This is a genomic window from Ensifer sp. 38_S197 (assembly GCF_056924495.1).
Map to the genome: position 1 here is coordinate 1,990,239 of NZ_JBXOVZ010000002.1, position 21,106 is coordinate 2,011,344.

The 21,106-nt window shown below is 63.3% G+C and carries 20 protein-coding genes; 12 read left to right on the plus strand and 8 right to left on the minus strand.

Translation table 11 applies throughout. The features are described from left to right. Positions 1-9: 9 nt before the first annotated feature. Both AC1Z3V_RS22725 and AC1Z3V_RS22730 read right to left on the minus strand, forming a co-directional pair. Positions 10-1,047: an NAD-dependent epimerase gene (locus AC1Z3V_RS22725; protein ID WP_483501861.1), complete on the minus strand. Its 1,038-nt coding sequence runs from the start codon at positions 1,045-1,047 to the stop codon at positions 10-12. Between the two features lie 70 nt (positions 1,048-1,117). After that, a complete protein-coding gene (locus AC1Z3V_RS22730) occupies positions 1,118-1,450 on the minus strand; it encodes an ArsR/SmtB family transcription factor (RefSeq protein ID WP_429808265.1) in 333 nt (110 codons plus the stop codon). Positions 1,451-1,499: 49 nt separating this feature from the next. Here AC1Z3V_RS22730 and AC1Z3V_RS22735 point away from each other — a divergent pair, with 49 nt between their 5' ends. Next, positions 1,500-1,982, plus strand: coding sequence for an SRPBCC domain-containing protein (locus tag AC1Z3V_RS22735; protein ID WP_483501863.1), 483 nt, complete (start codon positions 1,500-1,502; stop codon positions 1,980-1,982). Between the two features lie 73 nt (positions 1,983-2,055). After that, entirely contained in the window at positions 2,056-2,460 is a 405-nt protein-coding gene (locus AC1Z3V_RS22740) for a hypothetical protein (protein WP_483501864.1), read from the plus strand. Positions 2,461-2,485: 25 nt separating this feature from the next. Here the strand turns inward: AC1Z3V_RS22740 and AC1Z3V_RS22745 are convergent, their stop codons facing one another. Beyond that, positions 2,486-3,229, minus strand: a complete 744-nt coding sequence (locus AC1Z3V_RS22745; protein ID WP_483501866.1) for a L,D-transpeptidase — start codon at positions 3,227-3,229, stop codon at positions 2,486-2,488. 215 nt (positions 3,230-3,444) lie between these two features. On the opposite strand from AC1Z3V_RS22745, the gene recO reads away from it, so the two are divergent. Further along, complete coding sequence (gene recO / locus AC1Z3V_RS22750; RefSeq protein WP_483501868.1) at positions 3,445-4,191, plus strand: DNA repair protein RecO; 747 nt, start codon at positions 3,445-3,447, stop codon at positions 4,189-4,191. A 124-nt stretch (positions 4,192-4,315) separates the two neighbouring features. Next, positions 4,316-4,825, plus strand: a complete 510-nt coding sequence (locus AC1Z3V_RS22755) for a PaaI family thioesterase (protein ID WP_483501869.1) — start codon at positions 4,316-4,318, stop codon at positions 4,823-4,825. Positions 4,826-5,059: 234 nt separating this feature from the next. On the opposite strand, the gene AC1Z3V_RS22760 is transcribed toward AC1Z3V_RS22755, so the two are convergent. After that, on the minus strand, positions 5,060-7,072 hold the full coding sequence (locus tag AC1Z3V_RS22760) for a PhoX family protein (protein WP_483501870.1): 2,013 nt from the start codon (positions 7,070-7,072) through the stop codon (positions 5,060-5,062). 295 nt (positions 7,073-7,367) lie between these two features. Between AC1Z3V_RS22760 and AC1Z3V_RS22765 the strand changes: the two genes are divergently transcribed. The 3 genes from AC1Z3V_RS22765 (at position 7,368) to AC1Z3V_RS22775 (ending at position 11,875) form a co-directional block, all read left to right on the plus strand. Beyond that, on the plus strand, positions 7,368-10,187 hold the full coding sequence (locus AC1Z3V_RS22765) for a DUF2339 domain-containing protein (protein WP_483501871.1): 2,820 nt from the start codon (positions 7,368-7,370) through the stop codon (positions 10,185-10,187). Between the two features lie 6 nt (positions 10,188-10,193). Continuing rightward, positions 10,194-10,850 (plus strand): HD domain-containing protein, encoded by a 657-nt coding sequence (locus AC1Z3V_RS22770; protein WP_483501873.1) that lies wholly within the window; start codon positions 10,194-10,196, stop codon positions 10,848-10,850. Positions 10,851-11,023: 173 nt separating this feature from the next. Continuing rightward, entirely contained in the window at positions 11,024-11,875 is an 852-nt protein-coding gene (locus AC1Z3V_RS22775; RefSeq protein ID WP_483501874.1) for an MOSC domain-containing protein, read from the plus strand. A 62-nt stretch (positions 11,876-11,937) separates the two neighbouring features. Here AC1Z3V_RS22775 and AC1Z3V_RS22780 read toward each other — a convergent pair whose 3' ends face one another. Continuing rightward, on the minus strand, positions 11,938-12,870 hold the full coding sequence (locus AC1Z3V_RS22780; protein ID WP_483501876.1) for a phytanoyl-CoA dioxygenase family protein: 933 nt from the start codon (positions 12,868-12,870) through the stop codon (positions 11,938-11,940). A 128-nt stretch (positions 12,871-12,998) separates the two neighbouring features. Here AC1Z3V_RS22780 and AC1Z3V_RS22785 point away from each other — a divergent pair, with 128 nt between their 5' ends. From AC1Z3V_RS22785 to nadC, 5 genes are all read left to right on the plus strand, one after another. Then, positions 12,999-13,865: a helix-turn-helix domain-containing protein gene (locus AC1Z3V_RS22785; RefSeq protein WP_483501878.1), complete on the plus strand. Its 867-nt coding sequence runs from the start codon at positions 12,999-13,001 to the stop codon at positions 13,863-13,865. Between the two features lie 98 nt (positions 13,866-13,963). Further along, positions 13,964-15,202: an MFS transporter gene (locus AC1Z3V_RS22790; protein ID WP_483501880.1), complete on the plus strand. Its 1,239-nt coding sequence runs from the start codon at positions 13,964-13,966 to the stop codon at positions 15,200-15,202. Positions 15,203-15,374: 172 nt separating this feature from the next. Continuing rightward, positions 15,375-16,454 (plus strand): quinolinate synthase NadA, encoded by a 1,080-nt coding sequence (gene nadA, locus AC1Z3V_RS22795; RefSeq protein WP_483501882.1) that lies wholly within the window; start codon positions 15,375-15,377, stop codon positions 16,452-16,454. 59 nt (positions 16,455-16,513) lie between these two features. Then, positions 16,514-18,112 (plus strand): L-aspartate oxidase, encoded by a 1,599-nt coding sequence (locus tag AC1Z3V_RS22800; RefSeq protein ID WP_483501884.1) that lies wholly within the window; start codon positions 16,514-16,516, stop codon positions 18,110-18,112. A 152-nt stretch (positions 18,113-18,264) separates the two neighbouring features. Further along, a complete protein-coding gene (nadC, locus tag AC1Z3V_RS22805; RefSeq protein ID WP_483501886.1) occupies positions 18,265-19,173 on the plus strand; it encodes a carboxylating nicotinate-nucleotide diphosphorylase in 909 nt (302 codons plus the stop codon). A gap of 19 nt (positions 19,174-19,192) precedes the next feature. Here nadC and AC1Z3V_RS22810 read toward each other — a convergent pair whose 3' ends face one another. From AC1Z3V_RS22810 to AC1Z3V_RS22820, 3 genes are all read right to left on the minus strand, one after another. Further along, on the minus strand, positions 19,193-19,432 hold the full coding sequence (locus AC1Z3V_RS22810) for a hypothetical protein (protein WP_429808312.1): 240 nt from the start codon (positions 19,430-19,432) through the stop codon (positions 19,193-19,195). 163 nt (positions 19,433-19,595) lie between these two features. Then, positions 19,596-20,630: an NUDIX hydrolase gene (locus AC1Z3V_RS22815; RefSeq protein WP_483501887.1), complete on the minus strand. Its 1,035-nt coding sequence runs from the start codon at positions 20,628-20,630 to the stop codon at positions 19,596-19,598. Next, positions 20,566-21,105 carry a tyrosine phosphatase family protein gene (locus tag AC1Z3V_RS22820; RefSeq protein ID WP_483501888.1) on the minus strand — a complete coding sequence of 180 codons (540 nt, stop codon included), beginning with the start codon at positions 21,103-21,105 and terminating at the stop codon, positions 20,566-20,568. The genes AC1Z3V_RS22815 and AC1Z3V_RS22820 overlap by 65 nt, the downstream gene beginning before the upstream one ends. Position 21,106: the final 1 nt, after the last annotated feature.

Here is a 21,106-nt window from a genome sequence, read left to right on the forward strand (position 1 = left end):
TGCTTATGCCTACGGGGCCGAGGATCCGGCTTTGCCGCCGACATTGTAGTATTCCTCATACCAGGCGGCAAAGCGCGCCACGCCTTCTTCCACCGGGATCGAGGGTTTGAAATCGGTCAGTGCCTCCAGCAGATCGGGAGAAGCATAGGTGCGCGGCACGTCGCCCTGCTGCATCGGCAGCATGTTGCGCAGCGCCGGTTTGCCGACGGCCTTCTCGACCGTCTCGACGAAGGTCATCAGCTCGACCGGCTGGCCGCCGCCGACGTTGACGACCCGGAACGGCCCCTGGCGCGACAGCGTGTCCTCGGCCTTCTCGGACGGCACGCGGTTTTCTTCCGCCGGCGCCACGTGCGAGAGCCGGAGAATGCCTTCGACGAGGTCGTCGATATAGGTGAAGTCGCGGCTCATGTGGCCTTCGCCATAGATGTCGATCGGCTGTCCCTTGTGGATGGCGTCGACGAACTTGAACAGCGCCATGTCGGGCCGTCCCCAAGGGCCATAGACCGTGAAGAAGCGGAAGGCCGTGGTTGGAACCTTGTAGAGATGGGCATAGCTGTGCGCCATCACCTCCATCGATTTCTTCGTGGCGGCATAGAGCGTCATCGGCTCGTCGGCGCGATCGGTCTCCGCAAACGGGATCTTCTCGTTGGCGCCGTAGATCGAGGACGTCGAGGCGAGCATCAGGTGCTTCGGGCCGAGTTCGCGCGCCAGTTCCAGGATGTTCCACGAGCCGACGAGGTTGGAATCGACATAGGCCTTGGGATTTTCGAGGCTGTAGCGCACGCCGGCCTGGGCCGCGAGGTGGATGATGACCTCGGGCTCGGCAATCTCCGCCGCATGGCACAGCGCCGCGCGGTCTTCGAGCATGCCGACGACGGCCTTGAAGCCGTTCGATCGTGCCAGGATTTCATGCCGGCGCTGCTTCAGCGTGACGTCGTAATAGGGTGTCATGCCGTCGAAGCCGACCACGAAATGTCCCTCGTCGATCAAACGCTTGGCGAGATGAAAACCGATGAAGCCCGCGGTGCCGGTGATGAGGTAGCGCACGACCATGTCCCCAGATTGTGTTGTCAGGGCGTTCTTACGAAGAAAGCCGGGCGATGGAAAGTCGAATCCATCACTCCGATGGCCGGTCCAGTCCCTGTTGCAGGGCGGAGAGGACCGACATCGCGTGTCCCGCATATTGGCTGATCCAGCGCTCATGGATGGCCTGGATCGGCAAGGCGTTCAAATGGTTCCAGCGCTCGCGGCCCTCGCGGCGAACGAGCACGAGTTCGGCTTCTTCCAGAACCTTCAGATGCTGCATGACGGTGCAGCGATCGAGATTGCCGAACTGTTCGCAGAGCATGCCGGTGGTCTGCGGCCCATGCTTCATGGCGTCGAGCATCTGGCGGCGGAGGCCGTTGGCCAGCGCCTTGAAAACGAGGTCGTCTTTCGAATCGGTTGACATGTTATGTTTTTATAACATATTTTGGCTGCGCTCAACAGGAGGAACACCCATGCCCTTCGAATTCCGTGTGAATGGACGGATCGATCGCCCCGTCACAGAGGTCTTCGATGCCGTCGTCAATCCGGATCAGCTCAGTCGCTATTTCGTCACCCTCGGCGGCATCAGCGGACCGCTGGTCGCCGGGGCTACGGTGAAATGGTGGGGCGAAGTACCGGTCCAGGTCGAGGTGGTCGAGAAGAACGAGCGGATCGTCTTCCGTTGGGACGCCGTGGTTGCCGAGGGCGAGGACCCCTACCAGACCCGCGTGGAGATGCGCTTCCAGTCTCTGGATGACGGCGCCACCATGGTGACGATCGCCGAAAAGGGGTGGCGCGAGAATGAGCAGGGGCAGAAGGGGTCTTATGTTAACTGCGAAGGCTGGTCGCAGATGCTTGCCTGCATGAAGGCCTGGCTCGAATACGGCATCAACCTGCGCCAAGGCTATTACCTCAGCGAGCTCTCAGGCAAGCCGGCGCTCGAGCCTCAGGTCTGAGCCAGCCCGGCGCCTACGGCCCGGCTTTTCGCGCTGAACCGCGTGCGAAATTTCGACAGTCTAAACATAAACAATGAGCCGCATCGGTGCGTGTCGAGCGGCAACGGGAGATTGCGTCGTGACGAAAATCACAGGTGGCATCAACATCGCGATGAAGGTTCCCTCGCACCAGCACGAGGCGGTCGTCGCCTTCTATCGCGACGCTGTCGGCCTCGAGCCGATCAAGGAGAAGCTGCCTGCCATCGGCTTCAAGCTTGGGCCCAACCAACTCTGGATCGACGAGGCGCCGAACTACAGCCAGGCCGAGGTCTGGCTCGAACTGTTCACCGACGATCATGCAGCCGCCCTTGATCACCTCGCTGGCAAGGGTGTCGTGCGATGCGATTCAGTGGAAGAACTCGGCGAAGGCTTTCGCGGCGGCTGGATCATGAACCCGGCCAATATCGTGCACATGGTGCGGAGGCCGGACGCCTGGTAGGCGCCCGGCCTCCGCCGAGCAGGTATCAATAGGCCGGGGGCAGGCCGCCATTTGCAGCGCTCGCCATGGGCACGCCTGCGGCCGGCTCCGTCATCGGCGGTTCGGCCTGCAGTACCACGACACGCGAGTCGAGCGGCACGCGGCTGTAGAGATCGATGATATCGGGGTTGAAGAGACGGATGCAGCCGCTGGAGACGGCCTTGCCGATCGACCAGGCCTCGGTCGTGCCGTGGATGCGGAACAGCGTGTCGCGGTTGCCCTGGAAGAGATAAAGCGCGCGCGGTCCAAGCGGGTTGCGCACACCCGGCTCCATCCCGCCGGCAAGCGGGCCGTAGCGCTCGGGCTCGCGCGCCACCATGTCCTGCGTCGGCGTCCAGCGCGGCCATTCGGCCTTGCGGGCAATACGCGCCTCGCCCGCGAATTCCAGGCCGGCCTTGCCGACGCCGATGCCGTAGCGCATCGCCATGCCGCCATCCTGGACGAGGTAGAGGAAGCGGTTCTGCGTGTCGATCACGATCGTGCCCGGCGGCTCATGCGTCTGATAGGCGACCTGCTGGCGCAGATAGCGCTTGTCGACCTTGCTGATATCGATCGCATCCAGCGGGAACTTCTCATTCGGGAGCGGCCCGTACATCGCCACATAGTATGGATCCGGTCCCTTCGGCTTGGCCGGCCCCGACGTGGTGACGCAACTGGCGAGCGTCGAGGTGGCGAGAAGAAGGGCGAAGAGCTGCGCCAGGCGGCCGGCGCTGTTCCGGGACACACACATAATGAAAATTTTGATCCTGCTGATTGTCATTTTGGGCGGGAGGCACGGCTTTTGCCGCTCTTCCGTTCTAATGTCAAAGACGGCGTCGGGGCGGCGACAGCATGTCGCAAATGAGGCAACCAGTGAGTGTGGCCGAAAGGCGACACCCGGCCGCGTCGCGCTTGCGCTCGCAACATGGCTTGATCCGCTTTCGACCGTGGGTGTATGCCATATCCATGCAATGGAGCGATCAGGCCATTATTCTCGGGATACGGCGGCACGGCGAAAGCTCGGCCATCGTGGAGGTCATGAGCGCCACCCACGGCCGGCATCTCGGCATGGTGCGCTCCGGCCGCTCGCGCATCATGCAGCCGGTGCTGCAGCCGGGCAATTCGGTGGAAGTGACCTGGCGCGCCCGGCTTGACGAGCATATGGGTGAATTCCGCATCGAACCGGTGGAGTTGCGTGCCGCCCGGCTGATGGAGACGGCAACCTCGGTCTATGGCATCCAGGCTCTCGGTGCGCTCCTGCGGCTCCTCCCGGAGCGCGACCCGCATCCGCATCTCTACGAGGCGCTGACCGTCATCGTCGATCATCTCGCCGATCCGGCCGATGCCGGAGAATTGTTCGTGCGCTTCGAGCTTGCGGTCCTCAATGACCTCGGATTCGGGCTCGACCTCACGGAATGTGTCGCGACCGGTGCGCGCACCGAACTGGTCTATGTCTCGCCGAAATCGGGCAGGGCGGTCTGCCGGGCGGCGGGGGAACGCTACGCCGACCGGATGCTGGCGCTGCCGGAGTTCCTTTCCGCGCAAACGCGCCGGGCAGCGGATTACGATAGCCTTGCCGCCGCCTTCCGCCTGACCGCCTTCTTCCTCAACCGCCATGTCTATGAGCCGCGCGGCCTCGACGTATCTTCCGCGCGCGACGGCTTCGTCCATGCGGCACTCAAAGCGCTGAAAGCGCAATCCTCCGCCGCCTGATCCCCTACAGCGACCTTTGCGCGTCTTATCAGACGCGCAAAGGTCGCTGTAGCACTTTGAAGTGCTGCATGTTTTTGTCCTTTAATCGGCAACGATTAAAGGCAACATGCAGTAGGAGTTATCGATGTATCAAGAGCTTTATCCCGGCATGTCCGTATCCGGCATCGGCGTGCTGTCGCTCGACCGTGTCGCCCGTGACGGCGGTCTCAAGGCGATGCAGGATCTGCTGAGCGGCGAGCTGCCGGCACCGCCGATGTCCAAGACACTGAGGTTCGGACTGAGCGAAGTGGAAGAGGGCCGGGTGGTCTTCAAGGGATTGCCGACCGAGGAACATCTCAACCCGCTCGGCACGGTTCATGGCGGTTGGACGGCGACGATCATGGATTCCGCGCTCGGCTGCGCCGTCTTCACCACGGTGAAGCCGGGCGAAGCCTATACGACCGTCGAGTTCAAGGTAAACCTCGTGCGGCCGTTGCTGCCCGGCATGGGTGAGGTCTTCTGCGAGGGGCGCATCGTGCATCGCGGCCGGACGATCGCGACATCGGAAGCCTGGCTTCGTGACGGAAACGGCAAGCTGCTGGCCCATGGCACCGAAACCTGCGCGATCTTCCCGATCGACAATCTGCGGCGTTAAAAGCAATTCCAGGAAAAGTGCGAAGCGGTTTTCCGTCCGGAATTGCGTCACTTCAACTACAATTCCAGGAAAAGTGCGAAGCGGTTTTCCGTCCGGAATTGCGTCACTTCAACTACAATTCCAGGAAAAGTGCGAAGCGGTTTTCCGTCCGGAATTGCGCCACTAAAAAACAACTCCGGAAACGAGACGCCGCGCAGAGCTGCGCGGCGTCTCGTTTGCGATCCGCAGTCCTGATCAGCCGATGCGGCCGCCACCTTGCTTGGTCACGGCGACGACGGCCGGGCGAACCGGCATGTCATCCTTGAAGTCGGGCCAGCGGGTTGCCGGCGTCTCGTAGGTGGCAAGGCCGGCGTCGCCCGGGTGCTGGACCGAGAGGAAGAAGGTATCCGACGTCGGGTTGAAGCACGGGCCGCACATTTCGGCACCAACCGGAACGCGGAAGAAGAGCTTCGACGTGCCACGGGCTGCGCCGTCCGTGTCGATCGCCCAGATGCCGTCGGCACGGCCGGTTTCCTTCTGGTTGTTGCCGTCGGTCGCCACCCAGAGGCGACCGTCGGCGTCGATGGCGCAATTGTCGGGCATGCCGAACCAGCCGTTCTTGGTGGTGGCGGTCGAGAACGAAGCGCCGACGTCGGCAACGCTTGGATCGCCGCACTTCAGCAGCACGTCCCAGCGGCTCTTCAACGAAGCGAAGTCGCCGTCGGTCTCGGTGATCTCGACGATATGGCCGAAAGCGTTCTTGGCGCGCGGGTTGGCGGCGTCGACTTGTTCGGCCTTGCGCTTGGTATTGTTGGTCAGCATCACATAGACCTTGCCCGTCTTCGGGTTCGGCTGAACGTCTTCCGGACGGTCCATCTTGGTGGCGCCGAGTGCGTCGGAGGCAAGACGGGTGTTGATCAGCACGTCGGCCTGCGAGGCGAAGCCGTTGGCTTCGGTCAGCGGGCCCTCGCCGTGGACCAGCGGCATCCAGGTGACGGTGCCGTCTTCCTCGAACTTGGCGACATAGAGCGTGCCTTCGTCGAAGAGGTCCATGTTGGCGGCACGATCATCAGGGTTGAACTTGCCCTTGGTCACGAACTTGTAGACATAGTCGAATCGCTCGTCGTCGCCGGAATAGAGCACGACGCGGCCATCCTTGTTGACGATCGATTCGCAGCCTTCATGCTTGAAGCGGCCGAGCGCGGTGCGCTTTTTCGGCACCGAAGTCGGGTCCCGCGCATCGACCTCGACGATCCAGCCGAAACGATTGGCTTCGTTCGGCTCCTTGGAGACGTCGAACCGGTCATGGAAGGAGGCCCATTCATACTGGCCGCCTGGTGCGCCCAGGCGCTTGAGCTGCTTGTATTCCGGATGGTCCTCGGCAAGCTCGCCGCCGAAATAGCCGTTGAAATTTTCTTCGGCCATCATGTAGGTGCCCCAGGAGGTGACGCCGCCGGCGCAGTTATTGATCGTGCCGAAGACCTTTTTGCCCGTCGGATCGGACGGCGTCTTCAGGCGGTCATGACCGGCGGCCGGGCCGGTGATCTGCATCTCGGTGTTGACGGTGATGCGGCGGTTGTGCTTGCCGTCGAGAACCGGCTGCCACTTGCCGTCCACCTTGCGGATCTCGATGATCGTGCCGCCATGGGCGGCCATCTCGATGTCGACCAGTTCCTTGGTATATTCGCCGAGAACGACCTTCTCTTCCTCGACTTCCTTGCCGTCCTTCGTCACCTTTTCCTTCACGACGCTGGCGAAGGCCGGAAACATCAGTTCGGCATTTGTGTATTCGTGGTTGACGACCAGGAGACCGTGGTCGGCGCTGCCGTCGAGCGGGATGAAGCCGACATAGTCGTTGTTGTAGCCGAAGAGCTTTTCCTGGGCGGCGGCCGTCTGGTTCTTCGGGTCGAACTCCGGGCTGTCGGCGAAGATCTTGTCGCCCCAGCGCAGCAGGATATCGGCATCGTAGCCTTCGGCAACATGGTGCTTTTCATCAACGCCGGCTTCGATCTCGGTGAAGTCGAAACGCGAACCTTCTTCGGCGCGTGCTTCCTCGGCGGTCAGGAGAGCGAGCGGGCTGACGGTCGTCGAAATCGCAGCAACGGCAAGCGAGCCGCCGATGAACGAGCGACGCGAGAAGCGACGATGGATGATGTCGCCCATCGTCGGATTGGTGGAACAGTTGTGGCCGATGTCTTCCAGCTCTTCCCTGCGTTCCGTCAGCGTCTTGAATTCGGTCTCTTCCGTCTGGCCGAGATGCTTGTCCATGATCGGGTCTCCTGGTTGAACGATGGAAACCACCGCGCGGGACGGCGGTGCTCATCCGCCTGTATCAGTTGCCCGATGACACTTCTGCGACATTTCCGTGAAGAGATTACAGCGCTCGCCCGTCTACTGCATGTTTCCTTAATCCGTCTCCGATTTAAGGAAACATGCGGCAATTCAGGGTGCTGCAGCGATCTTTGCACGTCGGATGAGACGCGCGGCGCTGTAGAGATTTGGCGGGCGCGTAAAAGTTTGTATGGTTGCGCGCGGTTTGCATGTGCGACTGTCAGGGGAAACCATGTTCGAACTCTTTGATTTTTTTGCCGTTATCCTGGCGCTTGCCGCCTTTCTCGGCGGCCGCAAGACGGCCGAGCGGCTGGAGCGTGAACTCGCCACCCTGAGGGCGGAGGTCGCAAGCCTGAAAGCCTCGTCGCGCGAAGGCGTTCAAGCCGAAGCTGCGAGCGAAGAGTTCGCCGCTGCGCCCGAATTGCCGGCGGAAACGGAGACGACCGAGGACACCACCGTCGACCTGCCGGCCAGCGTGCACGAGGGCACCCGGATCTTTGGCAATGCGGAGAAAGCGGCGGAAGGCATCGAGGGCGACGAGACGATCGCCGCCAGCACGAAAGCGCCGCAACCGGTCATGGCCGCGACCCGTCAGGCCGAAAGCCTTGAAAGCCGCCTCGGTGCGCGTTGGGCCGTGTGGGTTGGCGGCATCGCGCTCGCACTCGGCGGCGTCTTCATGGTCAAATATTCGATCGATGCCGGCCTCCTGAGCCCGGCGGTTCGCCTGACACTTGCCGCCCTGTTCGGCCTCCTGCTGATGGCGGCGGGGGACGTCATTCGCAGGCGCGCCGTGCCTGTCATCGCCAATGAGTTCCAGAACGCGATGATCCCCGGCATCCTGACGGCGGCCGGTGCCGTCACCCTTTTCGGCGTCGCCTATGCCGCCTACGACATCTACGGCTATATCGGCACCGGTACAGCATTCGTTCTCCTCGCCGCAATCTCGCTGGCGACCGTCGGTCTGTCGCTGCTGCATGGGCAGGCGCTCGCCGGCCTCGGTTTGCTTGCCTCGCTCGCAACGCCGGCACTCGTCTCGAGCGACGAGCCGCGCCCCTGGGTGCTCTTCGGTTTCCTGTCGGTCGTCTGGGTGGCGACCTTGTTGGCCTCGCGGCTGCGGACCTGGACCGTGGTTCCGACTTTGGCCAATGCGGGCATCGGGCTTTGGGGGCTTGCCTATATCAGTGCGGTCTCGCCATTCGAACCGCTGCCGGTCGCCTTTGCGCTGCTGGTGATGATCGCGGGCATCGGTCTTGTCTGGCCGGGGGCTACGGAGGCAGCGCCCGCGACCGAGATGCCTGACGAGGTGGAGCGACGTGGCGCCGTTGCCGGACCGTGGGAGCGACTGTTTATCCCGCCGCATGCGGCAATTTCCATTTCCGCGGCCATCGCCGCCACGGTTCTGGCGCTCCTTCTCATCAGCCCTGCGGTGACCGCGGTCAAATATCCGGTGACGGAATTTGCCGTGGTCATTGCGGCGTTGGCGGCTTTGGGAGCGTGGCGGACGACGGCGGTCTATCCCGCCGTGCTTTCCGCGGTCGGCGCAGTCGCCGGCGTCTGGAGCCTGACGGCGCTGAGCGGCGTGCTCGCCTATCTCGATCCCTCGCTGGCCGATGCTCTCCCGACGATCGTGCTGCCCGGGCGGACCGCCATGATCACCGCGATGCTGCTTGCGGCGCTGTTCGTGATGCTCGGCGGCTTCGTGCTGTCGCGCCGCCTCGTCACGCATCCGCAATATTCGACCCTCTGGGCCGGCATTGCCGCAGGCGTTCCGATCGCGCTGACGGCCATGTCGTTCCTGATGACCGGCAACTACGCCTTCGATCTGCCGCACGGCCTGTACTCGCTCGTCCTCGGCGCCGCGCTGCTCGCGCTGGCGGACTGGCTTTACCGCCGTGACGGCGGGGCAGAGGCGCGCGACACGGCGGCTGGCCTGCTGGTCGCCGGTTCGTTCGCGTTCTTCATCCTTGCGCTCCATGCCTGGACGGATGGGCTGGTCACGACACTTGCGATTGCTGTGCTCGGTACGGCTTACGCGCTCGCGACGCGCATCCGCACCTGGCCGATCCTGCCCTGGATGACCGGCGCGGCGGCCGTCGTCGTTCTCGGGCGCATCGCCTGGGAGCCGACGATCGTCGGTGCCGGCAATCTCGGCACCACGCCCATCTTCAACGCGCTATTGCCCGGCTACGGCATTCCCGCCGCGCTCCTCGCCGGTTCGGCCTACTTCCTCAGGTCCTGGCCGGACACGCGCGTGCGCAACCTCCTGCAGGCGCTGGCAAGCCTCTTCGTGTTGCTGACGCTCGCGATCCTGGTGCGCCATGCGATGAACGGCGGCGTGCTCGACAGTTCGGTGCCGACGCTCAGCGAGCAGTCGATCTATACGCTGCTGGCGATCGGAGCATCGGCCATCTTCATGAGCCTCGACATGAAGTCGCCGAGTCCCGTCTTCCGTTACGGCGGCATGGGCCTCGGCGCGCTCTCGATGTTGTCGGTGCTGTCTGCGCATCTCCTCGGCCTCAATCCTTACTTCAGCGGGGAGCTGCTGGGCCGTATCCCGTTCTTCGATCTGCTGCTGATCGGCTATCTCTTGCCGGGGCTCGGCTATGCCGGGCTCGCCTGGTATGCGCGCGACAAACGGCCTTTGCCCTATGTCATGGCGCTCGCGGTCAGCGGCGCGGTCCTTGCCTTCGCTTGGGCCAGCCTTACCGTGCGCCGTGCGTGGCAGGGGGAAAACATCGCGGATTGGAAGGGCTTCCTGCAGGGAGAAACCTATACCTATTCGGTCATCTGGCTGCTGCTCGGCGTGTTGTTGCTCGTGCTCGGTTCGCGCTTCCATGCCAAGAGCATCCGCATCGCTTCGGCCGTTCTCGTCTTCGTCGCCGTGCTGAAGGTGTTCCTGATCGACATGTCCAACCTCGAAGGTTTCCTGCGGGCACTGTCCTTCATTGGCCTTGGCGGCGTATTGATCGGCATCGGGCTTTTCTACCAGAAGATCCTGTCCGGTGCCGGCGCCGCATCGGGGGCACCGACGAACGCGGCCGAACGGCAATAGGATGTCATGACACGCATTTCGAAACTCGCGGCAGCCTTCGCGCCGCATGAGGAGCTCGCAGCGGTGCTGTTGCCGCATGCCTTTGCCGCCGATGACGGGTCGCATGATGCCGCTCATCTGATCCGCGTCTGGAAGAACGCCGCGCGCATCAATGCGGAGGAGGGTGGCGATGCCCGGCCGCTTGCCGCAGCGGTGCTGCTGCATGATTGCGTTTCGGTCGAGAAGAACTCGCCCTTGCGCACTGAGGCATCGCGGCTGGCGGCAGAGAAGGCTACAGGCATCCTGCGAGGTCTCGGATGGGACGCAACGGAGACGGCCGCGGTAGCGCATGCCATTTTGACCCACAGCTTCTCCGCCAACATTCCTCCGGAGACACTAGAGGCGAAGATCCTTCAGGATGCCGATCGGCTGGATGCGATCGGTATGGTCGGTGCCGCGCGGTGTTTCTACATCGCCGGGCGCATGGGCAGCGGCCTCTATGATCCGCTCGATCCGCTGGCGGAGGCAAGGCCGCTCGATGACAAGGCTTTCGCCATCGATCATTTCGAGACCAAGCTCTTCCGGCTGGCCGATGGCTTCAAGACCGACGTAGGCCGCCGATTGGCCATGGAGCGCGAGCAACGGCTGCGCGACGTGCTTGCCATGATGCTCGATGAAATTTAGAGCAAGTCCAGGAAAAGTGTGAAACGGTTTTCCGCTCGGATTTGCGGCTTTTCAAAAGCTGGATCATTCGCTCGAAACAGAAAAATGATCCAGCCGTTTCAACAGATTATGGCGACCAGGTGAATCGGATCGTCAGGCGCTTGAATCAATTTTTGAAGATGAAGGAATTGCCCATGAAGGTGACCGGCCTCAACATTCATCCGCTGAAGAGCGGCCGCGCGATCGCCCGAGAGTCGGTTGTCGTCCATCTCGACGGTCTCGTGGGCGACCGGCGTTTCATGCTGATCGAGCCGGACGGGCGCTTCATCACGCAGCGCGAATTGCAGGCGCTGGCGAAGGTTGAGGCCAGCCACATCGATGGCGGCGTGCACCTGAAGATGGGTGGCAGCGAGATTGCGGTACGCTTTGATCCGGATCGGCGGCTCAACGTCCAAGTCTGGGGCAGCGAAGTCGATGCTGCCGTGTCGGACGATGCGACGGACGAAGTCCTGTCCGCATGGTTCGGCCGTCCGGTCAAGCTCGCCCACATGGACGCCTCGGCCGAGCGCCTGGTGGGTGCCGAATGGGCGGGTACGGCGGCGCCTGTGGGCTTTGCCGATGGCTTCCCGATCCTGATCACGACGACAGGCTCGCTCGCCGATCTCAACCGGACGCTCGCCGAAAAGGGTCAGGAACCCGTCGGCATGGATCGTTTCCGCACCAATATCCTCGTCGATTGCGACGAAGCCTGGGAGGAAGACTTCTGGGAAAGCGTCGAGATCGGCGGCATCCGGTTCGATCTCGTCAAGCCTTGCGCGCGCTGCATCATGACAACACAGGACCAATTCACAGGCGAGCGCATCGGTGGAAACCCGATCCAGGGACTGGCCGAAAAGCGGATGTCGGCCGACCGGCGCGTGGCCGGCGTCCTCTTCGGCTGGAATGCCGTGCCGCGCAGCGAAGGCACTGTGACGCTCGGCGACGAGGTCAAGGTCATCGGCCGGCGCGGCAAGCGCTGGCCGATGAAGGTGCGTGCTTCGGCATAGAGCGGGTGAGGAAACGTGCGTGCGGTTTCCGGCCGCATCTCGCTCTAACTTATCGGAACCCCTCACGCCCAGGGTGTTATGCCGAGTAGCTTGGCGCCGAGATCCGAGAGGCTGGCGGGGGAAGCGTTGTGCTTCTCCCATTCGCGCGGATCCCCGGGGAAGGCATCACGCTTCGGGTGGTCGAGTTCCCGCCACAGCCGCACCCGTTCCTCGCGCTCGGCGACGTTGTCCCACTCCGCCGGATGCATGGAGATGTATTGCGCCATCCGTACGCGGCCGTCGGAATGGTTGGGCCGCACGCCGTGGGCGAGCAGGCTGTTGAAGATCATCAGGTCGCCGGCCTCCATCTCGATGTTGACGGTCGAGAGGCCGGTCATATCAGGGTGCATCGGGTCGCGGTCGGCGGGCTGGGTCTTTTCCCAGCTTTCGAAGTTCTCGAACAGTTCCGGCACGCACTGGAAGCCGCCGACGTCGCCATCCTGCTTCTTCAGGCTGAGCACGCCCTGAACGCCGATCGGCAACGGCCGAATGGAGGTGTCGACGTCCCAATGGATGAAGCCGTTGGGGTTGCCCTTGACCTTCTTCGGCGGGTTGAGGTTGGCGCGGTCGATCGTCACCCAAAGGTCTTCTCGATCCCAGATGTCGACGAAGGCGCCATAGATGCGTGGCTCCTGGCGGTTGTCCCAGAGATACTGGTGATTGTAGATCTCCAGCATGCCGGTATTGTTGAGTTCCTTCATCTTGTGTTCGCGCCGCTGCGGCGCATACCAGGTAGAAGGATCGTTCGGATCCTTCTCGTCGAAGCGCCAGAGCAGGTCGACGAGGCGCTCGACATTGGCCGGTGCCACCGCCTGGCGCACGATGACGTAGCCCTTGGTGATCCAGTGCTGCCAGTCCGCTTCCGAAAGCACGCGCAACGGCAGCCGCTTCTTGATGTCCTTCAGTTGCGTTCCGAGATTGGCAGCCGTCGGGTGGCTGTCTCTGTTTGGCTGCATCGGTGTCTCCTCGCCTCAAATGTTCGATTGGTCGATGGAGAAAACCTAGACCTCTGTTCATCGGCCGTGTTGCACGGAGCATGCCAAAACTGATACTATTCTGGCGTCATATCAAGGAGTGGCGCAACATGAAGGCGGTTTTGCAGAAGATCCCGCGAGCGACCAACGCCTCGTCGATCCTGCTCGACCGCCGCCTCGACGATTCCATCCCGTTCCAATGGCACCATCATCCGGAGTTCGAGCTGACGCTGACGCTCAACTCGCGGGGCCAGCGCTTCATCGGCGATCACGTCGGCGCCTATGACGACGGCGATCTCGTGCTCGTCGGCTCCAACCTGCCGCACACCTGGCACTCCTCGAGCAAGCGTGACGCCCTCGAGCCGCACGTGGCGCTGGTTCTCTGGTTTCATCCCGAATGGGTGGAGCGTCTCGATGACGGCTTCGTCGAGCTCGCCGGCGTCAAGGCGATGTTCGAGCGATCGGCACCGGGCTTGCAATTCACCCGGGAAGCGGCCGCGCGTGTGCGCCCGCTGTTCGAGAGCTTGCGTCGGCTGGCTCCGGAGGAACGCCTGCCGGATGTCCTGTCCCTGCTGACGATCCTGGCACGCGAGCAAGAGGTTGTGCCGCTGTCGAGCCGCGTCGTCATGCCGTCAGGGCGATCGGTCGATCGCGGCCGGCTCGACCGGGTGCTCGATCATATCCATCTGCATTACACCGAGAACCCGTCGATGGCTGCACTCGCCGACCTTGCCGCACTCAGCCTGTCAGGCCTGCATCGCCTGTTCCTGCGTCACCTCAATATGCCAGTCTCGGAATATCTGATGCGGTTGAGGATTGGCGAGGCCTGCGCGCTGCTCAGCGGCTCCGGACGATCGATCGCCCATATCGCCGAAACCGTCGGTTATCGCTCGATCGCCAACTTCAATCGCCAGTTCAAGGCGGCCAAGGGCATGACACCCAGAGAGTTCCGCAGCCGCTTCCGCAGTGCCGGGTGAGGCCGGCATCAATTCCGGTGATCGCGGCGTCAATTTAATTGGCTTTTCTCTATTTTAGCCGCCGCATAGGATGCCGCTCCTTCAATCGGAGATATTCCATGTCCGCTGTTTCCGGAGCATGCGCGCCGTCCAGTGCCAGCCGGGAGATGCCTTGGCTGATCATTGCGGCCGGCTCGATCGTTGCGATGCTCACCTTCGGCCCACGCTCGGCGATGGGGTTCTTCCAGTTGCCGATGCTCGCCGATACCGGCTGGGACCGGACGACCTTCGGCCTTGCCATGGCCCTGCAGAACCTATGCTGGGGCTTGAGCCAGCCGTTCTTCGGCGCGATCGCCGATCGTTTCGGAACCTGGCGGGTGCTCGCCATGTCGGGGCTTCTCTATGCTGCCGGCCTGTTCATCATGGCCTTCGCCAACGCGCCGATCTGGCTGCACATCGGCGGCGGCGTGCTCGTCGGCATGGCGGTCGGCTCCGGCTCCTTCGGCATTCTCCTGTCAGCCTTCGCCCGTAACGTCACGCCGCATCAGCGGTCGCTCGCCTTCGGCATCTGCACGGCGGCGGGCTCGGCCGGCATGTTCCTGTTCGCGCCTTTGAGCCAGGGGCTGATCTCCGCCTATGGCTGGTCGGACAGCCTGGTCTATCTCGGCGTCCTCATGCTGCTGGTGCCGTTCTTTGCCATCCCACTGCGCGGCAACGCATCCTCCGGTCGCCAGAGCGAGGCGCAGTACAAGCAGTCGATCGGCGAGGCGCTGAAGGAAGCGCTCGGCCACAGGAGCTACCTGCTCCTGGTTTCGGGCTTCTTCGTCTGCGGCTACCAGGTCGCCTTCATCACCGCGCATTTCCCGGCCTATATCGGCGATATCGGCATCGACGCGCGCTATGCGGTGATTGCGCTGGCGCTGATCGGCTTCTTCAACATCATCGGTTCGCTGTCGGCGGGGTTCATCGCGCAGCGCTACTCGAAGCCCTATTTCCTGGCGCTGATCTATCTCGCCCGCTCGGTGGCGGTGACGGCCTTCCTGCTGCTGCCGCAGACGCCGGTCTCCGTCATCGTCTTCGCGATCGTCATGGGCCTGCTCTGGCTGTCGACCGTGCCACCGACCAACGCGCTCGTCGCCATCATGTTCGGCACCCGCCACCTCGGCCTCCTCGGAGGCATCGTCTTTCTCTCGCATCAGGTCGGCTCGTTCTTGGGCGTGTGGATGGGCGGTTATCTCTATGACCACTTCGGTTCCTATGATCCGGTTTGGTGGCTCGGCGTGGCGCTCGGCGTCTTCGCGGCGATCGTCCATTGGCCGATCGAGGAAAAGGGCGTGGCACGGCCGGCCATGGCCTGATCGCCCATCAAAATCGGGAGCGCTGCGAAAAGCAGCGCTCCATTCTTGAATTCTGTCACAAAACTTTCTAAATCAACCCATGCGGCTTTGCCGCTTTTGTTTTGGTTCAATTATGCTCAGTTTGAGCATAATTGAAAGCCCGCCCAAAAATATGGGCGGAGAGGAGATCTCGATGACGCGCCTTGCAACCCGTACTGAGGCGGAAGCGAACCCGGTTCCTGTCAGCGCCGCGGAGCGTTTTGGTATCATCGAAAGACCCGAGCTTGCCTTCACGCCTGCGGTCGCGCGCGAGACCGAGCATCTCTACGAGAAGGTGAAGGATTTCATCCCGGCGATCGAGTGGCCGGTCTATGCGCCCTATGTTCACGCCATCAACCGGCTGAAGAAAGAGCGCAATGCCGTCATTCTCGCGCACAACTATCAGACGCCCGACATCTTCCACTGCGTCGCCGATATCGTCGGCGATTCGCTGCAGCTTGCGCGCGACGCCACGAAGGTCGATGCCGAGATCATCATCCAGTGCGGCGTGCACTTCATGGCGGAAACGTCGAAGCTGCTGAATCCGGAAAAGACGGTTCTGATCCCCGACGCCAAGGCCGGCTGTTCGCTGTCGGAATCGATCACCGGTGCCGACGTGCGCCTCTTGAAGCAGCGCTATCCGGGCGTTCCGGTCGTCACCTACGTCAACACATCGGCCGACGTGAAGGCCGAGACCGACATCTGCTGCACCTCTTCGAACGTGCTCGCCGTCGTCGAAAGCCTGGAGTCGGACACGGTGCTCTGCATCCCCGACGAATATCTGGCGATGAACGTCGCGCGCCAGACCAACAAGAAGATCCTGACCTGGAAGGGCCACTGCGAGGTGCACGAACGCTTCACCGCTGCCGAGTTGCTGGCCTACAAGGAAGCCAACCCGGGCATCGAGATCATCGGCCATCCGGAATGCCATCCGGATGTGATTGCCGTCTGCGACTTCGCCGGTTCGACGTCGGGCATGATCAACTATGTCAAGGACAACCGCCCGCCGAAGGTGCTGCTCGTCACCGAATGCTCGATGGCATCGAACATCCAGGCCGAGATCGAGGGCGTCGAATTCGTCAAGCCGTGCAACCTCTGTCCGCACATGAAGCGCATCACGCTGCCGAAGATCCTCGACAGCCTGCTCACCATGACTGAGGAGGTTCTCGTCGACCCCGCAATCGCCGATCGCGCCCGCCTGGCGGTCGAACGCATGGTGAATCTCAAGCAGTAACAATTCTGCCGGGTGATGTTCATCCGGATGCAGGCATGCGCATTGGAGGAGAATGAACCATGCTGACCGACCATTTTCGCCCGCAATCCTTCAACGGGATTGACGATATCGTCATCGTCGGCGGTGGCTTGGCCGGGCTGTTCTGTGCGCTGAAGCTGAGCCCCCGGCCGGTAACGATCCTTGCTGCCGCACCGATCGGCCATGGCGCTTCCTCAGCCTGGGCGCAGGGCGGCATCGCCGCGGCCATGAGCCCCGGCGACACATTCGAGAAGCATGTCGCCGACACGCTCACCGCCGGCGCCGGCATTGTCGACGAGAAGATGACGCGGATGATGGTGGCCGAAGGTCCGGCGCGCATTCACGATCTCTTGGAATATGGCGTGCCCTTCGATCGCGACCTCGAAGGCAAGTTGCTGCTCTCGCGCGAGGCGGCGCATTCCGAACGCCGCATCGTCCGGGTCAAAGGTGACATGGCCGGCAAGGCGATCATGGAGGCGCTGATTGCCGCGGTGCGCAAGACGCCTTCAATCCGCGTAATCGAGGGGTACGTCGTCGAGGAACTGGTTCGCGAGGGCCGGTTCATCTCCGGTGTCATCGCGCGTCCGGATGCAGGGCAGTCGAAGAAGCGCGTATCGTTCCCGGCGCGTGCCGTCGTGCTTTGCTCGGGCGGGGTCGGCCATCTCTATGCGGTAACGACCAATCCGTGGGAAGCTTGCGGGCAGGGGGTCGGCATGGCGGCGCGTGCCGGCGCGATCGTCGCCGATCCGGAATTCGTGCAATTCCACCCGACCGCGATCAACATCGGCAAGGACCCGGCGCCGCTTGCGACCGAGGCCCTTCGTGGCGACGGCGCCCATCTCTTGAATGCGGCCGGACACCGCTTCATGCTCGATATCCACCCGGACGGCGAGCTTGCACCCCGCGATATCGTTTCGCGCGGGGTCTTCGCCGAGGTTCAGGCCGGGCGCGGCGCCTTCCTCGATTGCACCAGGGCGGTCGGCAAACATTTCCCCGAGATGTTCCCGACCGTCTATGCCTCGTGCATCGCGGCCGGCATCGATCCGGTGACCCAGCCGATCCCGGTAGTGCCGGCGGTCCACTATCACATGGGCGGCGTACTCACCGATGCCGAAGGCCGCACCTCGATCGATGGTCTCTGGGCCGCCGGCGAGGTGACTTCGACCGGCGTGCACGGCGCCAACCGCCTCGCGTCCAACTCGCTGCTCGAAGCGGTCGTCTTTGCGGCCCGCATTGCCGAGAACATCAAAGGCACGCTGCCGACGCCGCAGCTCACCGAATGGGGCGACAATGCCGGCGAAAACGACGACCCCGTGACGGTGGAGGACAGCCCGCAGCTCAAGATTCTCCGCCAGGTCATGAGCGATTGCGTCGGCGTGATCCGCACCCGCGAGAGCTTGCTGAAAGCAATCCGGGAGATCGCGGTGCTCGAGCGCGAGAATACCCGCATGCGCTTCACCAACATCATCACGACCGCCAAGCTGATCACTGTCGGCGCGCTTCGTCGCACCGAAAGCCGTGGTGGTCACTTCCGCGCCGATTGCCCGTCGGAGCGGCCGGAATGGCGCCGCCGCACCTATTTGACGCTCGCCGACGCCAACCGTTTGGCCAAGGAACTGGCGGAAACGGAAGCGGCATGAACTACGGCGCCGCGCGTCCTCTCTGCCGCGCATAGATGGCCGTAGCGCTTTGAATTGCTGCGCCCTTGAACCGGTTAGGGTTCAAGGCAACATGCAGCAGGCCGGCATCTGCCGGCCGCCGCCTATTCGATTGAACATCAGGACCAGTGACAATGACCGCAGCCCTCCGCCCCGAACTGCCCGCACTGATGATCGTGGACCAGGTGCGCGCTGCACTGATAGAGGACCTCGGCCGTGCCGGCGACATCACCACGCTGTCGACGATCGGGCCGGAACTGACGGCAACGGCCGGCATGAATGCCCGCGATCCGGGCGTCGTCGCCGGGCTGGATCTCGCCCGGGCGGCCTTCCGCCTGGTCGATCCGTCGATCCGCTTCGAAGCGCTGGTGGCGGACGGAGACCGAGTGGCGGCCGGAACAGCCATCGCCCGCATTTCCGGTCGCGCCCGCGGTCTGCTGTCAGCCGAGCGTGTCGGGCTGAACTTCCTCATGCATCTCTCGGGCGTTGCGACCTATACGGCGAAATTCGCCGACGAGATCGCCCATACCCGCGCGAAGATCTGCTGCACCCGCAAGACCATCCCGGGGCTGCGCGCGCTCGAAAAATATGCCGTGCGCCTCGGCGGCGGTTCCAACCATCGCTACGGCCTCGATGACGCGGTGCTGATCAAGGACAACCACATCGCCGTTTCGGGCGGCGTTGCCAGTGCCATTCACGCGGCGCGGGCCTATTGCGGCCATCTCGTCAAGATCGAGATCGAGGTCGATGGTCTGGAGCAGATGCGTGAGGCGCTGACAGCGGCGCCCGACGTGATCCTGCTCGACAATATGGGTCCGGACCTTCTTCGCGAGGCGGTCGCGGTCAACCGGGCGCACTGGCAGCTTTCCGCCGACGCCTATGCACTCGACCCCCGCCGCACCCGGCTCGAAGCCTCCGGCAACGTCAAGATCGATACGGTGCGGGCGATCGCGGAGAGCGGCGTCGATTACATTTCGACCTCCAAGATCACCATGGCCGCGCCGACGCTCGACATCGGACTTGATGTGGTGATCGAGCGGTAGTCCGCCACCCTCGGCGGGGTCAGCGCTGCATGATGAACGGGCAGACGAAACGTTGGCCGACGGTGATTTGCGTGCCGCAATCATAGCGGCAGGTTCGGAACTGTCCGTTCGAATCCTGGCTGCTGAGATTGCAGATCGTTGTCTGCGGCTGCGAGCCGAGCTGATTCTTGAAATAGTCGGGCATCTTCGGCTTCTCGTCGATCCCCGATTGCGGCGGGCTGCCGAGCAGCGACGTCAGCAGGGTCAGTGCGAGTAGCATTGGGCTTACCTCAGTCGAAAATTTCGCATCGTTCTGGCGGAGCGCAGGCCACGAGTGTTTCGTCTCCACCCACTGCGCCAACCATATCATGATCCAGCCAATGTAGGTCGCGTCTCGGGATGTTTTTAAGTGTAGCGCCGCTTTCAGCGATTGACGGCTGGCATCATCGCCCGCCAACCTTGAGGCCCGGGGCGGGGCGCTCGTCGAGGATCTGGCGACGGAAGCGGAAGAGCGCGGCCGGCCGGCCACCGGTCGAAGAGAGCGTCATGCCCGTCGGCTCCACCAGTTCTGCGCCTTCGACGAGACGGCGGAAGTTCTGCTTGTGCAGGTGGCGGCCGGAAATCGCCTCTACGGTCGCTTGCAGGTCGGTCAGCGTGAACTCCGGCGGCATCAGCTCGAACACGACCGGCCGGTATTTGATCTTGCCGCGCAGTCTTGCGATCGCAGTTGCCACGATGCGTCTGTGGTCATGGCGCATCGCCTGCCCGGCGGTCAGAACCTCGTGGCCGTTGCCGTGGCCGTCGATGACGGCCTCGTGCACCAGCCCGGCCTCATAGAGCAGTTCGTAGCGCTCCAGCACGCGCTCTTCATCCCAGGGGAAATCGTCGAGGCCGAAGGCGAGGCGGATGCGCGCCCGGCGTTGCGCAATCGGTCCCGCCCGCTCGTCGCCGGTGGCGCCAGTCTCCCAGCGGGCAAGCCCCGGCAGGATCGCTTGATCGAGGATTGACGGGCGGCCCTGACGCCAATCCTCCCACGGCAGGTAGCCATACCAGTCGCGCCAGTGGGCGCCGGCTTCGGCCAAGCGTTCGGTATTTTCGGCATCGGTCCGGGTCAGCGCCAGGTAGCCGACCGACACCATGTGTTTGCCTTCTTCGCCCGGGAGCCGCTGGCGGCCGCGATCACCAAAGGTGTAGAGCTGCTCGATATAACCGAGCTTCAGCGCAGTTCGCTTTTCGACGCGATCGCGCAGGCTCGTCTCGAATGTCCGGTGGAGCGCAGGGTCGAAGGGGCCGAAGGGCAGGCTGTCGCGCGCATCGCCGTCCGCTTCGCTGACGGCGAGGATGCGCGGGCTGCGTTGGACGACGGCGACGATCGCCGCATTGAGGCCGATTTCGACGGTCGTCGGCTGCGTCTCAGTCGGCAACGGTTGCTCCTTCGACAAGAAGCGGCAGGACAAAGGGTGCGTTGCCGTCCGCATCCGCTCCCCGGCCGATCAAGCGAACGGCGGCGATCAGCCGTCCGTTGCGCTCGAGCACCGCATCGCCGATTTCGATGAGCCGGCTATTCGGGGTCGCGAAGGGCGAGGCCTGCCGCAGGCGCTGCACCAATCCTGAGTCATCCTGGTCCGGCTCGGCCGCAAGCGCCGCGATGAGCGCGGCTGCGGGTGAACGGGAAACGCCCATCCAGCAATGGACGAGCAGCGGCCGCGCGCGGTCCCATTCGCGCGCAAAGGCGATGATCTGCCGGACATGGTCTTCCTGCGGTGCCACCAGATCGCCGGTGCCGGCGAAAGTGATGTCGTTCATGCCCAGTGTCAGGTGCCGCGCCTTGGTGATGACGCCCGGACGATGAAAATCCTGCCCTTTGGCGACTAGGCTGATCATCTCGGTACAGCCGTGGCGAACGGCCATCTCGGCAATGCGGGCGAGCGGCGAAGCGACGATATTGGGCATG